The following is an 18,292-nucleotide window of genomic DNA, read 5'->3' as shown; positions in this document are numbered from 1 at the left end:
ATGTCCGTCGAGGAGCAGACACCGGTGCTGGCGGCCGACGGGATCGTCGCCGGCTACGTGCCGGGCGTCGACGTACTGCGCGGATGCAGCGTCGAGGTGCGGCCGGGCGAGGTGGTCGGCGTGATCGGCCCCAACGGCGCCGGCAAGTCGACCCTGGTCAAGGCCGTCTTCGGGCTGCTGCGGGTACGCGGCGGGAGCGTGCGGCTGCGCGGCGAGGACGTGACCGGACGGCCCGCGCACGAGATGGTCCGGCGGGGCGTGGGCTACGTGCCGCAGCTGCAGAACGTGTTCCCCACGCTGACCGTGGAGGAGAACCTGCGGATGGGCGTGTATCTACGGCCCAGGGACCACGCGCGGCGGGTCGCGGCGGTCGAGGAACTCTTCCCCCTGCTGGCCGACCGCCGCAAGCAGAAGGCCGGCGCCATGTCCGGCGGCGAGCGCCAGATGCTCGCGATGGCCCGCGCCCTGATGATGGAGCCGCAGCTGCTGCTGCTCGACGAGCCCTCGGCCGGCCTGTCGCCCCTCCACCAGGACCACGTCTTCGACCGGTGCAGAATGATCAACAGCGCGGGCGTCGCCGTGCTCATGGTCGAGCAGAACGCCCGCAGGTGCCTGCAGCTCTGCGACCGCGGCTACGTCCTCGACCAGGGCCGCAACGCGTACACCGGCACGGGCACGGCCCTGCTGCACGACGAGAAGGTGATCGAGCTCTACCTCGGCACGCTCGCCCGCGTCCGTTGATTCCAGCGGTCCGTCCTCTCCGTCACTCCTCGGCCCTGCTGGTCTCGGTGCGCAGGGTCTGCAGCTTTCCTTCGTCGTCGTAGCCGTACACCTCGATCGACGCCTGGCCCGGTTCGCCCTTGTCGGTGAAGTCGAGCGGACCGCTCACACCGTCGTAGTCGATGTCCCTGCCGTCGGCGAGCAGCTCCTTGCAGGCGGCGAACGAGTTGCACTTCTCGCCGTCCTTGGTGATCCCGTTCATCTCCTTCACGTACTCGCCGGGGTCGTCGGACTCCGCCTTCTCGGCGGCGAGCGCGATCGTCGTCACGCAGTCGAACACCTGCGGTGCGAACTGCAGCTCCTTCAGATCCGGCGCGAATTCCTGGAGGTCCTTCACGTACTGCTCGTTCGACGCCGAGGCCGGCGCGGTCCCCTTCATCCCGGAGAGCCTCTCGGGCTGGCCCGGGGCGACCAGCGAGGGCAGTTCCTCGCTGCGCAGGCCGTCGGCGCCGTAGACGCCGATCCGGTCGGGCCCGAGTCCGGACTCGATCATGCCCTGCAGGATCTGGGTGCCTTCCTCGAAGGCGATCACCACGGCGGCGTCCGGCCTGGAGTTCTCGATCTGCTGCACGACCTGGTCGAAGTTGCTGGCCTTCGGGTCGTAGGTCTCGGCCAGCGTCACCGTCGCACCGCGCTCCTCCAGCGTCTTGCGGGTGGCCTCCATCAGGCCGCGCCCGTAGTCGTCCGCCCGGGCGACCAGAGCCACCCGGTCGTGACCGTCGTCGCGGACGACATCGGCCAGGATGGGCCCCTGCAACGCGTCGCTCGGGACGGTACGGAAGTAGAAGCCGTCGTCCTCGTAGTCGGTGAAGGTCGGCGCGGTGTTCGACCCCGAGCACTGCACGACGCCCGCACCGGTCACCCGGTCGATGAACGCCAGCGACATGCCGGAAGCCGCGGCGCCGACGACCGCGTCCACACCGGCCGCCAGGACCCGGTCCGCCGACTGGGCCGCGACGGCCTCCTGGCCCGCCTCGTCACTGGAGACGACGGCCGGCACGGACTTGCCCAGGACTCCGCCGGCGTCGTTGATCTTCTGTATCGCAAACTTCAGCGATTCGATCTGCGGCGGGCCGAGGTAGGCCAGCTGTCCCGTCTCCGGCAGGACGTAGCCGTACTGGAGCTCACCATCGCCCGGCTCGGCCTGGGCGGTGCCCGTCGTACCGCAGACGGCTATCACAAGAGCGGCCGCGCTCGCGAAGATCGCGGACCGCCGTATCGACGCTTTCATCTCCGCCTCCGCTCGTACAGGCGGCGGTGGTCGACTGGCCGGCCATCGCCCGCCATCTGTACATGAGGTTAGATCTCATTCGTAGTCCGTAACAGCACGAAACGTACACTTTTTCGATTGGATGGCCCTCTCGGTAGCGAAGTCGTGGAAGAGGCGAGGCCGCCGGGGTCATGACTCCCGCGCCAGCCGCACGATCGCCGCGATCGACTGGTCGACGTCGTCCTCTGTCGTGGCGTGGCCGGAGACCGAGATGCGCATCAGCCGCCGGCCGCGCCAGGTGGTGGCGCCCGTCCAGCAGGTGCCGTCGTGCTGCACGTCCCGCACCACGCGGTCGGTGCGGGCGTCGTCACCGAAGCCGACGAGGACCTGGTTGAGCGTCACGTCGTTGACCACCTCGAACCCCGCCGCGGTCAGGCCGTCGGCGAAACGGCGGGCGAGGGAGCAGCAGCGGTCCACGAGTGCGGCGACGCCGTCCCGGCCGAGTTCACGCAGTGCAGCCCAGGTGGCGAAGCCGCGAGCGTGGCGGGAGGACTCGACGGTGTAGTCGGCGCCGCCGACCGGAGCGCCGTCGGCGCGGGTGAGGTAGGAGGCGGTGTACGACAGAGCATCGGCGTGAACGGCGGGGCGGGAGCAGAAGGCGTAGCCGCAGTCGTAGGGCACGTTCAGCCACTTGTGGCCGTCGCAGGCCCAGGAATCGGCCAGCTCGACGCCGTCGACGAGGGGGCGGGTCGCCGGGCTCGCGGCCGCCCACAGGCCGAAGGCGCCGTCGACGTGCACCCAGCTGCCCCGGGCGTGGGCGAGATCGCAGACGGTGCGGAGATCGTCGCAGGCGCCGGTGTTCACGTTTCCCGCCTGGGCGCAGACGATCGCCGGCGTGTCCGGGTCGGATGCCAGCACGCGGCGCAGCTCCCCGGTGTCGAGGGCACCGCGTCCGTCCGTGCGGACCGTCTCCACGCAGCCGGTGCCCAGGCCGAGCAGCCGCAGTGAGCGGTCGAGGGTGGCGTGACGCTCCTCGCCCGCGACCACCCGCAGGCGCGGGGCACCGCCCAGCCCCTTGCGCCCGACGTCCCAGCCGGCCTCGGTGAGAAGGTACTGTCGGGCCGCCGCCAGCCCTGCGGTGTTGGCCGCCTGCCCGCCGGTGACGAACCCGGCGGACGCCGTCGCGGGGAGGCCGAGCAGGTCTTTCAGCCAGGCGCCCGCCGCCTCCTCCGCGGCGAGGGCGGCGGGGGAGAGCGCGGCGTTGAAGGCGTTCTGATCCCACCCGGCGGCCAGGATCTCCGCGGCGGTGGCCGCGGGCAGCGCCCCGCCGACGACGAAGCCGAAGAAGCGCGGACCCGCGGAGGCGACGAGTCCCGTCTCGGCAGCGGCCACCAACTCGTCGACCACCGTGAGCGGGTCGGCGGGCGAGCGGTTCAACGGACGGGAGAAGGCGGTGCGCAGGGCTGTGTGGTCCACGGGACGCGCCACCGGCCGCCCCGGCAGCGAACGGCGGTAGGCGGCGGCATGCTCGGCGGCGTGACGGATGATCCTGGTCAGCTCGTCCATGCCCGGACCGTAACCGCCCTTCCGAGCGGGCGGGAACGGCCAATGGGGGGAGACTGGCCTGCCCTGGGGGGCGGCTCGCACCGAGGGCGGCGCTCGCCGCCGGCAGGTTGCCGTGACCGAGTTGAGGCGAGACGGTTCGTCTTGTTACGTTGGAGTCATGGCTTACCTCTTCTTCGTCTGAGTCCGGGCACGGCCCATGCCGCCGTTTCTGCTGCCCGTAGACCCTTCGCATGCCCAAGGGAAAGCCATATGCGCGACCGCGCCCGCACCCCCCCTGCCCACCGTCGCCCCCACCGCCGTGACCCAGCTGTCGGTCAAGGACGTCACCAAGTCCTAGGGCACCCGAACCATCCTCGATCACATCTCCTTCACCGTCCGTCCAGGCGAGAGGGCCGCCGTCATCGGCGAGAACGGTGCCGGCAAGTCCACCTTGCTGCGGCTGCTCGCCGCTGCGGAGAGGCCGGACACCGGGGAGATCACTGTCAGCTTCCCGGGCGGCACCGGCCACCTCGCCCAGGCCCTCGACCTCGATCCGTCCCGCACCGTGCGGGACGCCGTCGACCTCGCCCTGTCCGAACTCCGCAGGACGGAGCGAAAGCTCCGTGCGGCAGAGGAGTCCCTTGCCGACGCGTCGGACGAGGAGCTCGCGGCGTACGGGGAACTGCTGATCGCGTACGAGGAACGCGGCGGATACACGGCGGACGCCCGCGCCGACGCCGCCCTGCACGGCCTCGGGCTCGCCGGGATAACCCGTGAGCGCCCGCTCGGCTCGCTTTCCGGCGGTGAGCAGTCACGGCTCGCGCTCGCCTGCGTCCGGTCGCCGCCCCCGAACTGCTGCCTCTCGACGAACCGACGAACCACCTCGATGCGGCGGCCGTGCACTGGCTGGAGGAGCACCTGCGGGCACACCGCGGCACCGTTGTCGCGGTCACCCACGACCGCGGCTTCCTGGAACGCGTCGCCACCATGATCCTCGAGGTCGACCGGGATGAACGAACCGTGCGCCGGTATGGCGACGGCTGGGCCGGCTATCGCGCCGCGAAGGCCGCCGCCCGGCGCGCCGCGGAGCAGCGGTACGCGGACTGGGCTGAGGAGGTGGCCCGCATGGAGGAACGTCTCGAGGCCGCGGGGAGGCGGCTCGCCACCACCGGTCGGGACCCGAAGCAGGGGTTTGGCAAGCACCGCCGGTCCAGTGAGGCGAAGCTCGGCGGACAGGTGCGCTCCGTCCGGGAGCGCCTGGCCCAACTGCGGCGCAACCCGGTGGCAACACCGCCGGCACCGCTCCGCTTCACGTCGGCGCTGTCGGCAGCGGACGGCCCGGCCACCCGGGGGGCCCTCGCCGAGTTCGATGGCGTACGCGTAGGTGAACGGCTGCGTCTGGACGACTCCTTGGTGATCGCGCCCGGGCAGCGGTTGCTGGTCACGGGAGAGAACGGGGCGGGTAAGACGACGCTCCTGCGTGTCCTGGCAGGCGACCTCGAGCCGGACGCGGGCACGGCACGCCGCCCTGACCGGATCGGCTACCTCCCACAGGAACTGCCCGCGCACTCCACACGGCTCCCGCTGCTCGCCGCGTTCGCCGCCGGGCGGCCCGGACCGCCGGACGAGTACGGCGAACAACTCCTGGCGCTGGGCCTGTTCCGGGAAGAGGACCTGTACGTCCCGGTCGCCGCTCTGTCCGTCGGCCGGCGACGGCGGCTTCAGATCGCGCGCCTGGTGACCCGCCCCGCGGACCTCCTCGTACTGGACGAGCCGACGAACCACATCGCGCTCGACCTGGTCGACGAGCTCCAGACCGCGCTCGCGGCATACCCGGGGGCGGTCGTCGTCGTCTCGCACGACCGCGGCTTCCGTGCGGGCTTCGAAGGGGAGCGGTTGGACTTGCACGATGGCCACAGGCGTTGACCTCGTCGGGCTTTCCTCCGCCGCGAACGGCCTTCACCATCTGTCCCTGAACTGCTCCGCACCCCTGAATCCCCGAACGCTCGTGCGGTGGAGCGGACTGGCGATGAGTTCATCCTCCTCGAACGGTCTACCCGGCGACACGACCGTTCTCGACAGGAGTGCCATGTCCACCATCCAGCCCGTGATCGTGACCGCCCACCAGGACGTTCTGCTCGGCTTCTACATGAAGTTGTTCGGCGCCGAGGAGACCTTCCGGGTACCGGCGGAAGGCCCGCCCTTCTACCTCGGCTTGCGCATCGGCGACACCGACCTCGGACTCGTGGCCCAGGCGAACGCGGGGACCGGGCCGGCGTCGCGAATCCTGCTCAGCATCGGTGTCGAGGACGTCGACGAGACGCTCGGCCGGGTGGTGGCGCTGGGCGGCTCGGTCCGCAGCGGCCCCAACGACATGCCGTGGGGAGAGCGCGTCGCCCACATCTCGGACCCCGACGGAAATCCGTTGAACATCACTCAGCCGATCCCGGCCCGGTGACGCCGTTCCGGGCCACGCGGGAAACCGGCCGGCCGCGACCTCGGCCGCGGGCGGTGACGATACCGTTCCGCCGCGACGCGCAGCGGCGTGTCGCTCGGGCGCAGCAGTCGGGCTGCGGTCCACGGCGTGTACGCCGACGCCGAGCGGGTCGTGCTGCCGCAGGAGTCGGTGGTGCGTCGCCCCGCAGGCGCCGACGCCGTGACCTCCACGGCGGCCTGGCTGATTGCACGGCCGTCCTGGACAGGCCCATTCGCTGGCTCAATGCGCCGGTCGAGAGTTTTTGCGCTGGTTGGCATCGAAGCGTGCTTTCTTCCGACGATTCCCGCACGCGTCGGGACCCCAGGGCACCATACGGCCACGGTTCCTCTCCGTGGCTAGGGGTGCAGTTTCTCGCCCCTCGCCAGCATCGCCACGTACTTCTCGATCCGGCGCGCCCGGGTCTCGGCCTTCTTGGCGTCTTGGAGCCGGTACAGGATCGCGTAGCGGTTCTGCCGGTCCAGTGTCTCGAAGAACTCCGCCGCGGCCGGGTCGGCGGTCAGGGCCGCCGCGAGGTCGTCCGGCACCGTGGCGGTTTTGGCGCCGTCGTAGGCCGCCTCCCAGCGGCCGTCTGCCTTGGCGCGGTCGATCTCGGCCTGCCCCGGTTGACGCATCCGGCCCTCCTCGATCAGGGCTGTCGCCTTGTCCCGGTTGGCCTTGGACCACTTGCTGCGCGGCTTGCGCGGGGTGAACCGCTGGAGCCACCACTGGTCGTCCAACTTGGCCTTCTGGCCGTCGATCCAGCCGTAGCAGAGTGCCACGTCGAGCGCCTGGGCGTAGTCCAGTGCGACAATTCCGGGGCCCTTCTTGCGAAGCTTGAGCCAGATGCCCGGCGAGATGGCGTGGTTCTCGCCGAGCCATGCCTGGAATGCCTCGGCGGATTCGAATGCGACGATCTCCAAGTCCTGAGTCACCCTGGTAGCGAACCACACCCGGCCGATCGTCATCGGTGTCGGCCGGGAAGGCACCCCCCGTGCTCACCTGGTCAACGCCGACGGTTCGCGGCGAGACGGCTGGGCGGTTTCTTCGATCAGTCGGTCGTTGGTGCGGGTGTGCCGTTGACTGCTGCGCACGGGGTGCAGTCCGAGCCCGGGTGGCTGCTGGCGGGACCATCATGAGGTGAGCAATCGCCTGCGACTTCCGGACTGTCCCATCAGGGACTCGGCGCGGTCAGGTACCGCTGGATCGTGGGTGCCAGCCATGCCACGATCTCCGCCCGCGCCAGCCCCACCGCCGGCGGCATCCGCAGTACGTACCGCGTGAGCGCCAGGCCCAGGAGCTGCGACGCCATGAGCGCCGCCCGTGCCGGGACCTGCTCGGGGTCGGGGCACACCTGCCGGGTGACCGGCAGCAGCTGGTCCCTCAGGATGCCCTGCATGCGCTCCGCCCCCGCCTGGTTGGTCACGCCGACCCGCAGCAGGGCGGTGAGGACCTCGTTGTTCTCCCACATGTCGAGGAAGTGCTCGACGAGGATCCGTCCCGTGTTGTGCCGGCGTTCCGCTCCGCTCACGTCCGGCAGTCGCAGGTCGATGGCGACGGCCGCCGCGAAGAGGCCTTCCTTGTTGCGGTAGTACCGCATCACCATCGACGGATCGATGTTCGCGTCCTTGGCGATGGCCCGGATGGTGGCTCGCTCGTAGCCGTCGGCCGCGAAGCGCTCGCGGGCGGCCGCGAGGATCGCGCCGCGGGTGGCGTCGGAGCGGCGGGCGACACCGGAGCCCGGACCCGTGGAGATGCTGTCGCTGCCGTTCATGCCAACAAGCGTAGGCCAACGGGCGTAGGTCAACAAGTGTTCGCCAACAGATGTTTGCCAACGACTGTTGACACCTATCCCGGGCCCCCGCTACCTTCGTCAACGAGTGTTGGCCAACACCCGTTGGCACGCAGTCGATGGCAAGCCGGCGTTGGCAACAGGAGGCCACCATGAACGGCACCGCCCCATACCGCACCGTGATCGTCGTCGGCTCCGGGCCCACCGGCCTGCTCCTCGCCGGTGACCTCGCCACAGCCGGCGTCACCGTGACGCTCGTCGAGAAGCGGCCGCGCAAGATCAGCAACCTCTCTCGGGCCTTCGGGGTGCACGCCCGCACCATGGAGCAACTCGACGCCCGCGGACTGGCCGACGAACTCCTCGCCACCGGCGGCACCATCACCGGCCTGCGGCTCTTCCGTCGCCTCTCCCTCGATCTGAGCACTCTGCCCTCGCGTTTCCCGTTCCTGCTGATCACCCCGCAGTACGAGGTCGAGCGGCTCCTGGAGCGGCGAGCCCGGGAGGCTGGGGTCGAGTTCGCGTACGAGAGCGAGGTCGTGGGGCTGCGGCAGGACGACGAGGGGGTCGACCTCGACGTGCGCGGCGCGGACGGCGCGGTCGTCACCCGCCGGGCCGCCTATGTCGTCGGCGCCGACGGTCACCGCAGCGCCGTGCGGAAGGCGATCGGCCTGGACTTCCCCGGTGTCTCCGTCATCAAGTCGCTGATCCTGGCCGATGTCCGGCTGGCCGAGAAGCCCGAGGGTGTCCTCACTGTCAACGGCCGCGGCGACGCCTTCGCGATGATCGCCTCCTTCGGCGACGGCTGGTACCGGGTCATGGGCTGGAACCGCCGCAACGAGGTCTCCGACGACGCCCCGCTCGACCTCGACGAGGTCAGGGAGATCACCCGCCGTGCCCTGGGCACCGACTACGGCATGCACGACGCCCGCTGGCTCTCCCGTTTCCACAGTGAGGAGCGCCAGGCACCCCATTACCGGGTCGGGCGGATCTTCCTTGCCGGGGACGCCGCGCACATCCACTCGCCGGCCGGCGGACAGGGTATGAACACCGGCCTTCAGGACGCCGCCAACCTGGGCTGGAAACTCGCCGCAGCCGTCCAGGGCCGGGCGCCCGAGGGGCTCCTCGACAGCTACGAGGCGGAGCGCCACCCGGTCGGCAGGGCGGTGCTGCGCAGCAGTGGCGGACTGGTCCGGCTGGCCCGCGCGCGGAACCCGCTGCTGCGTGCCGCCCGCGCTCTGGTCTCCGCGTTCGTCGACATGGCCCCGCCCGTCCAGCGCAAGGCCCTGGGCCAGATCACCGGCATCGGCTACGCCTATCCCGCCCCCCGCGGCACCCACCGCCTCACCGGCACCCGTGTCCCCGACGTCGCCCTGAAGGGCGGCCGGCTCTACGAGGCGCTGCGTGGCGGCCGGTTCGTGCTGATCACACCCGGGACGTACGAAGGCCCCGGTGCCGGTGAGGGGTGGCTGACCGTGGAGCGCTGGGCGGGCGACCGCCGTACGACCGTCCTCGTACGGCCCGACGGATACGTGGCCTGGGCGGCGGAGGGTGCGGATGCGGCGAGGACCGAGGAGGCGGTGGCCCGGTACCGGGGCTAGGCAGTTTCGTTTGGATCAGTCGGTCGTTGCTCCGGGTGTGCCGTTGACGGATGCGCAGTGGGCGCGGATTGAGCCCTTACGACCGGACCGGACGCCGAAGCGAGGAGGCCGCTGGCGGGACCATCGTGAGGTGATCGACGCGATCGCCTGCAAGTTCCAGACCGGCACGCAGTGGGTTCACCTGCCGGAGAAGTACGGCAACTGGCGAGGGGTCTACAACCGGCTGCGGATGTGGGCCGTCGACGGCACGTGGGAGCGGGTCTTCAGCGCCCTGGTGGCCCAGGCCGACGCGGACGAGGACCTCAACTGGGCCGTCTCGGTGGACTCCACGATCGTGCGGGCTCACCAGCACGCGGCCGGGGCCCGCAAAAAGGGGCCCCGGCCGGCGAACCCGGCGACCATGCCATCGGCCGGTCCCGCGGCGGGCTGACCACGAAGATCCACCTCGCTGCCGATGCCCACTGCCGGCCTCTGGCGTTCGTTCTCACCGCAGGCCAGGCGGGTGACGCACCCGCCTTCACCGACGTCATGGCCCGCCTGCGCGTTCCCCGTCGGCGAGGACGGCCCCGCACCAGGCCGGACCTGGTCCTGGCCGACAAGGCGTACTCGCACACGCGACCCCGACGGCCGGGCGATCCTCCCGCTCAAGCGGATCGAGGCACTCGATCAGGTAGTGCAACGGCGCGTCCAGGCGCTCGAAGCCGGTGAGCTGCCGTATCCGGAAGACTGGCCGCTGCCCTCGTGCCTGGAGTGCGGGGCCGCAGTCGAGAGGTGGGGGCGCTCCGGCGGGGGCGAGCATCCGATGGTGTTCCTGTTCTTCCCCTGCGGACACGGTGTCGTGGCGGACCGCGCTGAGGTGCCGAAGCCAGCGTCACAGCACAGGTGAACGAGAAACCACGTGCCCCGGAGCAGCAGTGAGCACCTCGCCAACGGGCCAGCCCGGCGGCGGAGACTTCCACGTGCGGATGACGTTCGGTAAGAGCGGCCCGGCGATCGAGGGGACCTGGGCGGACGGCGAGGTGGCGCTGCGCAAGTTCCGGGCGTTCGTCGGTACGCACGGCAGCGTCCCCCGGGTGACCATCACGCTCGAGGTGGACGCCGGCGAGGAGCGGGAGTCGCTGCGGGCATGGGCCGACGGCGTCGGTTCCGCGACGTCGACACCCTGCTGGCCCGGGCCGCCGAGTCCCTGGACTTCACCCGGCCGGTGGCGCTGTCCCTGGTGGCGCTGTCCAACCTGGGCGACGAGCCCGACGGGGACGACGTGTACGGCCTGCTGAAGAAGTACGTCGCCGCGCTCGCCCCGGGCAGCCATCTGATCCTGTCCCAGGTCACCCCGGACCTGAACCCAGACGCCATCGGGAAGGCGGCCGAGCACTTCCGGCGCAGCGGTACGCCCTTCCATCCGCGTTCTCTGGCCGAATTCGCGCGCTTCTTCGAGGGCCTGGAGCTGCTCGGGCCGGGCCTGATCCCGGTGTCCGGATGGCGGCCGGACCCGCAGGACGTAGCCTGCAGGCGGAGGGCATCGTGCCGGTGTACGCGGGTGTGGCCCGCAAGGCCTGATTCGCGCCGTTCGCCGGACAGGGCGAGGAGCACGGGTCCATACTTGCGACACGTGGCGACACATGTGCCGATGTCCGAATTCGCGCAGTCGCGGCGGGGGTTGACGACGCAGCGGGGGGCTGACGCACACTCATGACGACTCCGACACCGTCCGGCACCGTCCTGTCCACGAGCCCGTGGCGGCTCGACGCGGAGCGCCGTCTGCTCGCGCGGGCCCTGGCCGAGTCGGTGGTGACCGAGGTGGCCGCGGAGGAGCTCCCGCTCTTCGAGCGGCGGGCCCGGAGCCACTTCCGCCCCCGGCTGTGGCGCCGTAGGCCTTTGTCGGTGGACATCCTCGGGCTGCCGACCGACGCGGTGACGCCCGCGGCGCTGTCGGCGGCGGCCGGGGTGCTCGGGGTGATGTCGGCCGAGTTGGTGAGCAGGCTGACCTCGCGCCTCGTGGGCCGGGTGGCGCGGCGTCGGCGACGGGCCGAGGTGGAGCCGCCCGAGCCCGCCGCACCCGCCGTGCCGGCGGCGGCGGAACTGGCCCGCTGGCGCGCGGCCGCGCTGTCGGGCGCCCTGCGTCATGTCTCCGAGCAGCGGGCCGAACGGGTCGCCGACTCCGTGCTGGCGGAGCTCGTCCGCATGCTGGCCACGGACACGACGGACGCCACGGACACTGGGGATCCAGCCCCAGATACAGACACAGAGGGAGACGGTTGAGCGGCGACCGGGCGCTGACGTGTTCGCACGGGCCCTCCTCTTCTGTGCCGCCCTGGCGGCCGCCGCCGTCACGATCGCCTTTCCGGCCACCACCAGCCAGGAGAAAGCCAAGTCCGAGGCCTACAGCCTGTGTTGGCCGGGCGCGCTCAGGTCGTTCCAGTTGACCCTGCCGATGTCCCCGAGGGAACGCGAGATCCTTCGCCAGGCCCCGGTGTGGCCCCCGCAACCGGTACCGGATGGGCACGGACCTGCCCTGAAGCGGTACTTGGAGGAGCACTGCCCGCAGCCCGCGGAGCCCCGGGACGAGTCGCGGGTGGGGCTGGCGCTGGGGATTCTGGGGGTGGGGGGCTTCGTCCTGTACTGGCTCAGCCCGTACCGGCAGATCCTCTTCCGCCGCCTGCTGCGACTGCGCCCGGGATCCGGCTACCGGCCGGACCTCGCCGACGCGGTGCTCCGGCTGGCAGGCGACGCCGGGGTCACCGTCCACGGGGTGTGGCTGAACGCCGACGACTACACCAAGAACGCGGTGGCGTTCGGGCACTGGCGGCGTCGGCACATCGAGCTCGCGAGCGGCATGGAGAAGCTGTTCGACGAGGATCGAGGCACCTTCGAGGTCGTCGTCCGTCATGAGCTCGGCCACATCCGCCACCGCGACCTCGACCTCACCCACGGCATCACCGCGCTGTGGGGCGCCTTCCTCGTACTGCTCGCCGTCGTCTTCTGCTTCGCCGTGTTCGGTGACGCCGCGGAAGGCGCGTACCTGCTGCGGCTCTCCTTCCATCTGGCTCTGCTCGCCTGCCTGTTGTACGCGGCCCGCAACGCCTTCCTGCAGTCCAGGGAACTGCACGCCGACGCGTTCGCCGTACGGGGCGGCCCCACCGGAACGGGCCGGGGGGACGAACGGCGACGGAGGCTGGACACCTTCTTCGTCGATCTGGCCGCCGGACGTGGCGGAAGCGGTCTGCCGTTCGCCACCCACCCCGCCCTCCAGCGCCGCCGGGCGGTCCTGCGCCACCCCGACCTAGCGGGTGAACTCGGTGTGTGGGACGCCGCGTTGACGGGCTGTGTCGCTCTGCTGGCCGTGAACCTGCTGCTGGGCGACAGCTTCAACATCATGCTGTCCGGGTTGCGCCTGGGCTTCCTGGAGCTCAAGACGCTGCGCCCGGTCTACACCTGGCTGGCGCTGCCCCTGCTCCTGCCCGCCGGTGCCGTCCTCGGCACCGGCATCCGGCACACGGTCGCCGCGTGGGGCGGTGCGCGCGGTGGGCGCGACGTGGTGGGGCGGCTCGCGCTCCTCGCCCTGGGGCTGTTCGTGGGGCTGTGCGCCGGGTGCGCGCTGCATCCGAGCCAGACGTTCGGCGACCGGTCCGTGCAGTTGCGCAGTACGTGGTGGAGCCCTGTCACTGACGCCCTCGGGCTCGGCCTCGCGCTGACGGCGGCGCTGACGGTCCTGGCGCTCGCCCTGTTCGCCCTCGCCTGCGTCGCTGTGTGCGGACCACGGGTGGCGTCCTGGTGGGCGGGCGCGTACGGCGTGCTCGTCACGGCGGCCTGGTTCCCGACGGCCCTTCCCGGCGTGGGCGTCCCGTACGTCCGCACCGTGGTGGTCGGGGTCGCTCTGCTCAGCGGCGTGGTGCTGCCGTTCCTGCGCGGCCGGCCGGGTCAGCCGCCCGTTCCCGTTCTGCTGATCCCGGAGGAGTCGGTGACGCGGACCGAGGCTCCGGCCGTGAGGGGGCCGCGGCTCCTGCTGGCCCATGCCGTCACCGCCGCCACGACGGTCGGGGCGGCGGCCGCCGTGGCCCGCCTCCTCGTGAAGACCCCCGAGACGCCGCTCGCCCTCGTGGCCGCCCTGGGCCTGGTCTGCTACGTCGCCGTCCTCGTCGGCGCGGCCGCCGCCCCGCACGACGCGGAGTTCCGGCGCCGGGTCCGGTACGCGGTGGTGTGTCTCGCCGTGGGTGCGGGCGCGTGCTTCCTCCTGATCACGGGGAGCAGACTCCTGGGCCTTATGCCGGGTGTGTTGCTCTGCGTGGCCGCAGCCGGTGTGGCGGTGGCTGGCCGTATCTCCGCGGCCGCTGTCTACGCCGTACGCCACCACCGCGCCGCGGCGACGGTCTCGCGCGTCCCCGCCCCGCAGCCGCATGAGCCCGGCGAACGGACCCGGCGCACCGCGGGGCGGCACCGCTGACGGGAGCTTTCTAGTAGTGCTTCGTTACGTTGAGTCATCTCAGCTGTTTGTGGGCAGCTTCCCGGGGTGAGGTTGGGGGAAGTGGAATGGCTCCGGGGTGAGTTGGCGGAGTTCGTTGCCGATGTGTTCGGGTCGTTGCCGCGGCGGGATCAGCGGCGGTGGGGTGAGTGTTATCTGCGGGGCCTGATGCTCGATGGCCGGCGCAAGTCGGTCCAGCCGATGGCCGAGCGTCTGCCGGACGGGAACATGCAGGCCCTGCAGCAGTTCGTGGACCAGTCGCCGTGGGATCCGCTGCCCGTCAGGCGGCGGATCGCCGAGCGGATGTCCAAAGTTGTCAGGCCCGAGGTGTGGGTCATCGACGACGTGCCGTTCCCCAAGTGCGGCAAAGCGTCGGCCGGGGTGGCCCCGCCAGTACTGCGGAGCGGTCGGCAAACGGGCGAACTGCCAGGTCGCGGTCAGTGTCCATCCCGCCACCGACACCGCCTCGTGCCCGTTGCAGTGGCAGCTGTATCTGCCGCGTGAGTGGACGGACGAACCGGACCGATGCCGCAGAGCAGGAGTCCCCGACGACGTGATGCACCAGGAGAAGTGGCGTCTCGCGCTCGGCCTGCTGGGACACACTCACCGACTGGCAGTTGAAGGCGCCGGTCGTGGTCGCCGATGCCGGCTACGGCGTCAGCACCCCGTTTCGGCTCGGTCTCCAGGAGCGAGGGCTGTCCTATGTCCTGGCCCTGAACGGGAAGGAAGTCGCCCACCCGGAGGACGTCGAGCCGCACCAGCCTGCTTATGGCGGACTCGGGCCGCCCACCCTTCCTCGCTATCGCACCCCACCACGAGCCGTCTGCGTCCTCGCAGCGGAGGCCGGCGCCGATCGGTTCACCGAGGTGACCTGGCGCCAGGGCAGCAAGGCAGCGATGACCTCGCGGTTCGCGGTACTGACGGTGCGGCCTGCGGGCAAGCAGTCCCTCGCCGCGGCTCAGGAGGCGGGCGGCGGCCGCAACCGGTAGGACGGTGTCCTTCCCGTCCAGACACTCCTCGTTGAATGGCCGGACGGCCAGGACACTCCGACGGACTACTGGATATCGAATCTGCCCGCCACCACACCGGCCGCTGACCTGGTGCGGTGGGCGAAGATGCGCTGGCGGATCGAGCACGACTACCGCGAGCTCAAGCATGGCCTCGGACTGGACCACTTCGAGGGCCGCACCTGGCGCGGCTGGCACCACCGCGTCACCCTCGTCACCGCTGCCCAGGCATTCCTCACTCGCAGGCGGCTCGACCCAAGAGTACGCACACCGGTCTGACCTTCTACCAGGTCCTCGACATTCTTCAGGACCTGCAGAGGTGCTGGACCGGTACCTGCACGACCTGCGGGCGCCCCCTACCCAGTGCTCGGAGAAGCCGCAGACAGCCCAGAACCTAAAGAAGCACTACTAGGCAGTTTCGTTTGGATCAGTCGGTCGTTGGTCCGGGTGTGCCGTTAACTGATGTGCAGTGGGCGCGGATCGAGCCGTTACTCCCGGACCGGGCGCCGCAGCGGGGTGGTCGCTGACGGGATCACCGGGAGGTGATCGACGCCATCGCGTTCAAGTTCCAGACCGGAACGCAGTGGGTCCACCTGCCGGAGAAGTACGGCAACCGGCGTGGCGTCTACAACCGGCTGCGGATGTGGGCCGTCGACGGCACCTGGGAGCGCGTCTTCACCACGCTGATGGCCCAGGCTGATGCCGACGAGGACCTGGCGTGGGCCGTGTCGGTGGACTCCACGATCGTGCGCGCTCACCAGCACGCGGCCGGAGCCCGCAAACAGGGGCCCCGGCCGGCGAACCGGCCGACCATGCCATCGGCCGGTCCCGCGGCGGACTGACCACGAAGATCCACGCCGCTGCTGACGGCCGATGCCGGCCCCTGGCGTTCGTGCTCACCGCCGGACAGACCGGTGATGCACCCGCCTTCACCGACGTCATGGCCCGCCTGCGCGTACCCCGCGCGCCGTGGACGTCCGCGCACCAGACCGAACGTGGTTCTGGCGGACAAGGCCTACTCGTCCCGCGCGATCCGCGACCACCTGCGCAAGCGCGGCATCCGGGCGGTGATCCCGGTCCCGGCCGACCAGCGTGGCCACCGGCAGCGACGGGGCAGCCGGGGCGGCAGGCCACCAGCCCTCGACCGGGAGACGTACAAGCAGCGCAACACCGTCGAGCGAACATCGACCGCCTGATGCAGTGGCGGGGCATCGCGACCCGCTAGACCGCGACCATCTACCTGGCCGGACTCCACGTCGCTGGCATCTTCCTCTGGTCCGCCCGGTGATCCAAACGAAGGTCCCTAGGTGCCTCCCGGCTGGATCGTCCCGGCGTCGCGGGGGCGCGGGGCCAGGGCGGTCGAGAGGCGCCGTACCTCACGGCCGCTCTGAAGCGAACGACGGGGCCCGGCAGAGGTGTTGGGCGCACCCCGGCGCCTCGGAGGCATCGTCGCTCCGACGCTGGTCATCCACGGCGACCACGACCACCCGGGAATCGCGGTGATCGCCGAACGACTCGTCACCGGCGTCCCCGGCGCCCGGGGCGAGACGATCCCGGACGCCGACCACTACCTGCCACTCCATACCCCCGAACGTCTCACCGAGCTGCTGCTGTCACATCTGCGCTGACACGCATCACCTGTCAGGGCGCAGCGTCGCCTCGGTGCCGCTCCTGGCGCAGCACTTCGTCGAGGTCGCCGAGCCGGTCCAGGCCCTGCACAGCGCGCCGCATTCGGGCGTTGCCGGACAACCGGTGCCTGTGCCGGTGGAGGAAGGTCCAGTACCCGGCGGTGTAGGGGCACGCCCGCGGGCCGGTGCGGTCGGTGGGCCTGAAGGCGCAGCCGTCGCACAGGTCGCTCATGCGGTGGATGTAGGCGCCCCCGGAGGTGTACGGCTTGGTGGTCATCCGCCCCCCGTCCGCGTACTGGGACATGCCCACCACGTTCGGCACCATCACCCAGTCGTAGCCGTCGACGAAGCAGCGGTGGAACCAGTCGGTGACGGCGGCCGGGTCCCAGCCGCGCTGCAGGGCATGGCTGCCCAGCAGCATCAGGCGGGGGATGTGGTGCGTCCATCCGGTGTCACGGACCTGGGCGAGCACTGTGGCCAGGCAGCGGGCGGTGACCGCCTCCGCGTCGAGTTCGCTGAAGTAGGCCGGCAGCTCTCGTGTGTGCCCGAGTGCGTTGCCGTGCCGGTAGTCCTCGCCGAAATGCCAGTACAGCTGCCAGACGTACTCCCGCCAGCCCGCGACCTGCCGGACGAATCCTTCGGCGCTGTTGACGGGGACGGTGCCTTCCCGCCATGCGTGCTCCGCGTGTTCCACGCACTCGGCTGGGTGCAGCAGCCCCAGGTTCATCGAGGACGACAGCAGACTGTGGGCCATCACCGGGTCGCCGGCCAGCATCGCGTCCTCGTACGGCCCGAAGGACGGCAACCGGTGCGCCACGAAGCGGCGCAGCGCCGACAAGGCCTCACGCCGGGTGGCGGGGAAGAGGCGGGGGCCGTCCCGGCCGACGAACCGCACCCCGTCCTCGCGCTCCCACCGGTCGAGATCCTCGCGCACCTCGGCGTCGATGTCGTCCTCCCGCGGCCGGTACGGCCCCGGCACCCCCAGTGCGGTGGCGCCGCGCGGCGGAGGCTCGCGATTAGCGTGGTCGTGGTTGAAGCGGCCTCCGGCCGGGTGGCCGCCGTCCATCAGCAGGTCGTGCCGTTCGCGCACCCAGCGGTAGAAGTTCTCCTGGAGCAGCCGCCGCCCACCGAGCCCCTCGGCCCAGCCTGCGAATTCCTCGTGCGAGACCAGGAAGCCGCGAGCGGGCAGCACCCGCACCCCCGGCAGGGAACGCACCAGCCGCAGCGCCGCGTACGAGGTGGGGTGGCACACGGTCACCGGCGCGCCGCCCACCGCGCGACGCAGACCCTCGCGGTAGGTCTCCGCCCGCACGTACGTCACCCGCTCACCCAGCTCCGCCGCGCGGTGCCGCATCGCCGAGAGCACCAGATGGGCCTTGGCGCGGTGGAATCGTCTGCGCCGGAAGACCGACTTCGCTTCGACCATCACCACGGGAGCACCGCGGTCGGGTCCCTGCTCACGGACGGGGGTGAGGAAATGCGGGCCGAGCTGGTCGCCGAAGAGCCAGTGCGGGGTGGACATGCAGGGAGCCTTCCGTCAGGGGCGGGGCATGCGGAGGGTTCGCCCACCGGAGCGGTACCGGATGCGGCGGACCGGACAGCGTCCCTCGTACGGGTGCTGCTCAGCCGTTGTCGCCTGGTGCCTTCAATGTCCTGACAGGTGTCAGGAAGACAGCTGCGATCAGGGTGGGTACGTTCCCGGGAATGTCGCAGTGCATCACCGTGCGCTCCACCACCGGTGTGTGCCCCAGCTGACCTGTTCGTTGCCCTGGCCGTCGCCCGGGCCCGGACAAGGTC

Annotated in this window: 11 protein-coding genes and 5 pseudogenes; 11 read left to right on the top strand and 5 right to left on the bottom strand. The window is 71.1% G+C overall.

The annotated features are described in order from the left end of the window. Complete coding sequence (locus RFN52_RS00775; protein ID WP_184854581.1) at positions 1 to 741, top strand: ABC transporter ATP-binding protein; 741 nt, start codon at positions 1 to 3, stop codon at positions 739 to 741. Between the two features lie 22 nt (positions 742 to 763). Here RFN52_RS00775 and RFN52_RS00770 read toward each other — a convergent pair whose 3' ends face one another. Together RFN52_RS00770 and RFN52_RS00765 are read right to left on the bottom strand one after the other, a co-directional pair. After that, positions 764 to 2,011 carry an ABC transporter substrate-binding protein gene (locus RFN52_RS00770; RefSeq protein ID WP_184854582.1) on the bottom strand — a complete coding sequence of 416 codons (1,248 nt, stop codon included), beginning with the start codon at positions 2,009 to 2,011 and terminating at the stop codon, positions 764 to 766. Between the two features lie 168 nt (positions 2,012 to 2,179). Next, positions 2,180 to 3,556, bottom strand: coding sequence for a pyridoxal phosphate-dependent decarboxylase family protein (locus RFN52_RS00765; protein WP_184854583.1), 1,377 nt, complete (start codon positions 3,554 to 3,556; stop codon positions 2,180 to 2,182). Positions 3,557 to 3,905: 349 nt separating this feature from the next. Between RFN52_RS00765 and RFN52_RS00760 the strand changes: the two are divergent. Continuing rightward, positions 3,906 to 5,461: pseudogene (locus RFN52_RS00760) on the top strand (ABC-F family ATP-binding cassette domain-containing protein). A gap of 163 nt (positions 5,462 to 5,624) precedes the next feature. After that, the gene (locus tag RFN52_RS00755; protein WP_184854584.1) at positions 5,625 to 5,993 is read left to right on the top strand and encodes a VOC family protein; all 369 of its coding nucleotides are present in this window, start codon (positions 5,625 to 5,627) and stop codon (positions 5,991 to 5,993) included. 374 nt (positions 5,994 to 6,367) lie between these two features. Here RFN52_RS00755 and RFN52_RS00750 read toward each other — a convergent pair whose 3' ends face one another. Continuing rightward, positions 6,368 to 6,976, bottom strand: a complete 609-nt coding sequence (locus RFN52_RS00750) for a YdeI/OmpD-associated family protein (protein ID WP_184854734.1) — start codon at positions 6,974 to 6,976, stop codon at positions 6,368 to 6,370. A gap of 206 nt (positions 6,977 to 7,182) precedes the next feature. After that, positions 7,183 to 7,782 carry a TetR/AcrR family transcriptional regulator gene (locus RFN52_RS00745; protein ID WP_184854585.1) on the bottom strand — a complete coding sequence of 200 codons (600 nt, stop codon included), beginning with the start codon at positions 7,780 to 7,782 and terminating at the stop codon, positions 7,183 to 7,185. A gap of 170 nt (positions 7,783 to 7,952) precedes the next feature. On the opposite strand from RFN52_RS00745, the gene RFN52_RS00740 reads away from it, so the two are divergent. From RFN52_RS00740 to RFN52_RS00705, 8 genes and pseudogenes are all read left to right on the top strand, one after another. Then, on the top strand, positions 7,953 to 9,398 hold the full coding sequence (locus tag RFN52_RS00740) for an FAD-dependent monooxygenase (RefSeq protein ID WP_184854586.1): 1,446 nt from the start codon (positions 7,953 to 7,955) through the stop codon (positions 9,396 to 9,398). Positions 9,399 to 9,435: 37 nt separating this feature from the next. After that, positions 9,436 to 10,088 (top strand): annotated as a pseudogene (locus tag RFN52_RS00735) (IS5 family transposase); the annotation flags it as partial. 457 nt (positions 10,089 to 10,545) lie between these two features. Further along, a pseudogene (locus RFN52_RS00730) lies at positions 10,546 to 10,958 on the top strand (SAM-dependent methyltransferase); the annotation flags it as partial. A 132-nt stretch (positions 10,959 to 11,090) separates the two neighbouring features. After that, positions 11,091 to 11,660 (top strand): hypothetical protein, encoded by a 570-nt coding sequence (locus tag RFN52_RS00725; protein WP_184854588.1) that lies wholly within the window; start codon positions 11,091 to 11,093, stop codon positions 11,658 to 11,660. Between the two features lie 19 nt (positions 11,661 to 11,679). Continuing rightward, entirely contained in the window at positions 11,680 to 13,842 is a 2,163-nt protein-coding gene (locus RFN52_RS00720) for a M48 family metalloprotease (RefSeq protein ID WP_184854589.1), read from the top strand. A 66-nt stretch (positions 13,843 to 13,908) separates the two neighbouring features. Then, positions 13,909 to 15,146 (top strand): annotated as a pseudogene (locus tag RFN52_RS00715) (IS701 family transposase). Between the two features lie 143 nt (positions 15,147 to 15,289). Beyond that, positions 15,290 to 16,089 (top strand): annotated as a pseudogene (locus RFN52_RS00710) (IS5 family transposase); the annotation flags it as partial. A gap of 193 nt (positions 16,090 to 16,282) precedes the next feature. Further along, a complete protein-coding gene (locus RFN52_RS00705) occupies positions 16,283 to 16,495 on the top strand; it encodes an alpha/beta fold hydrolase (RefSeq protein ID WP_184854592.1) in 213 nt (70 codons plus the stop codon). A gap of 13 nt (positions 16,496 to 16,508) precedes the next feature. On the opposite strand, the gene RFN52_RS00700 is transcribed toward RFN52_RS00705, so the two are convergent. Beyond that, entirely contained in the window at positions 16,509 to 18,017 is a 1,509-nt protein-coding gene (locus tag RFN52_RS00700; RefSeq protein ID WP_184854593.1) for a cryptochrome/photolyase family protein, read from the bottom strand. Positions 18,018 to 18,292 lie beyond the last annotated feature (275 nt).

The organism is Streptomyces collinus (assembly GCF_031348265.1).
Lineage (GTDB): Bacteria > Actinomycetota > Actinomycetes > Streptomycetales > Streptomycetaceae > Streptomyces > Streptomyces collinus.
This window is presented reverse-complemented; position numbering and strand designations above follow the sequence as displayed.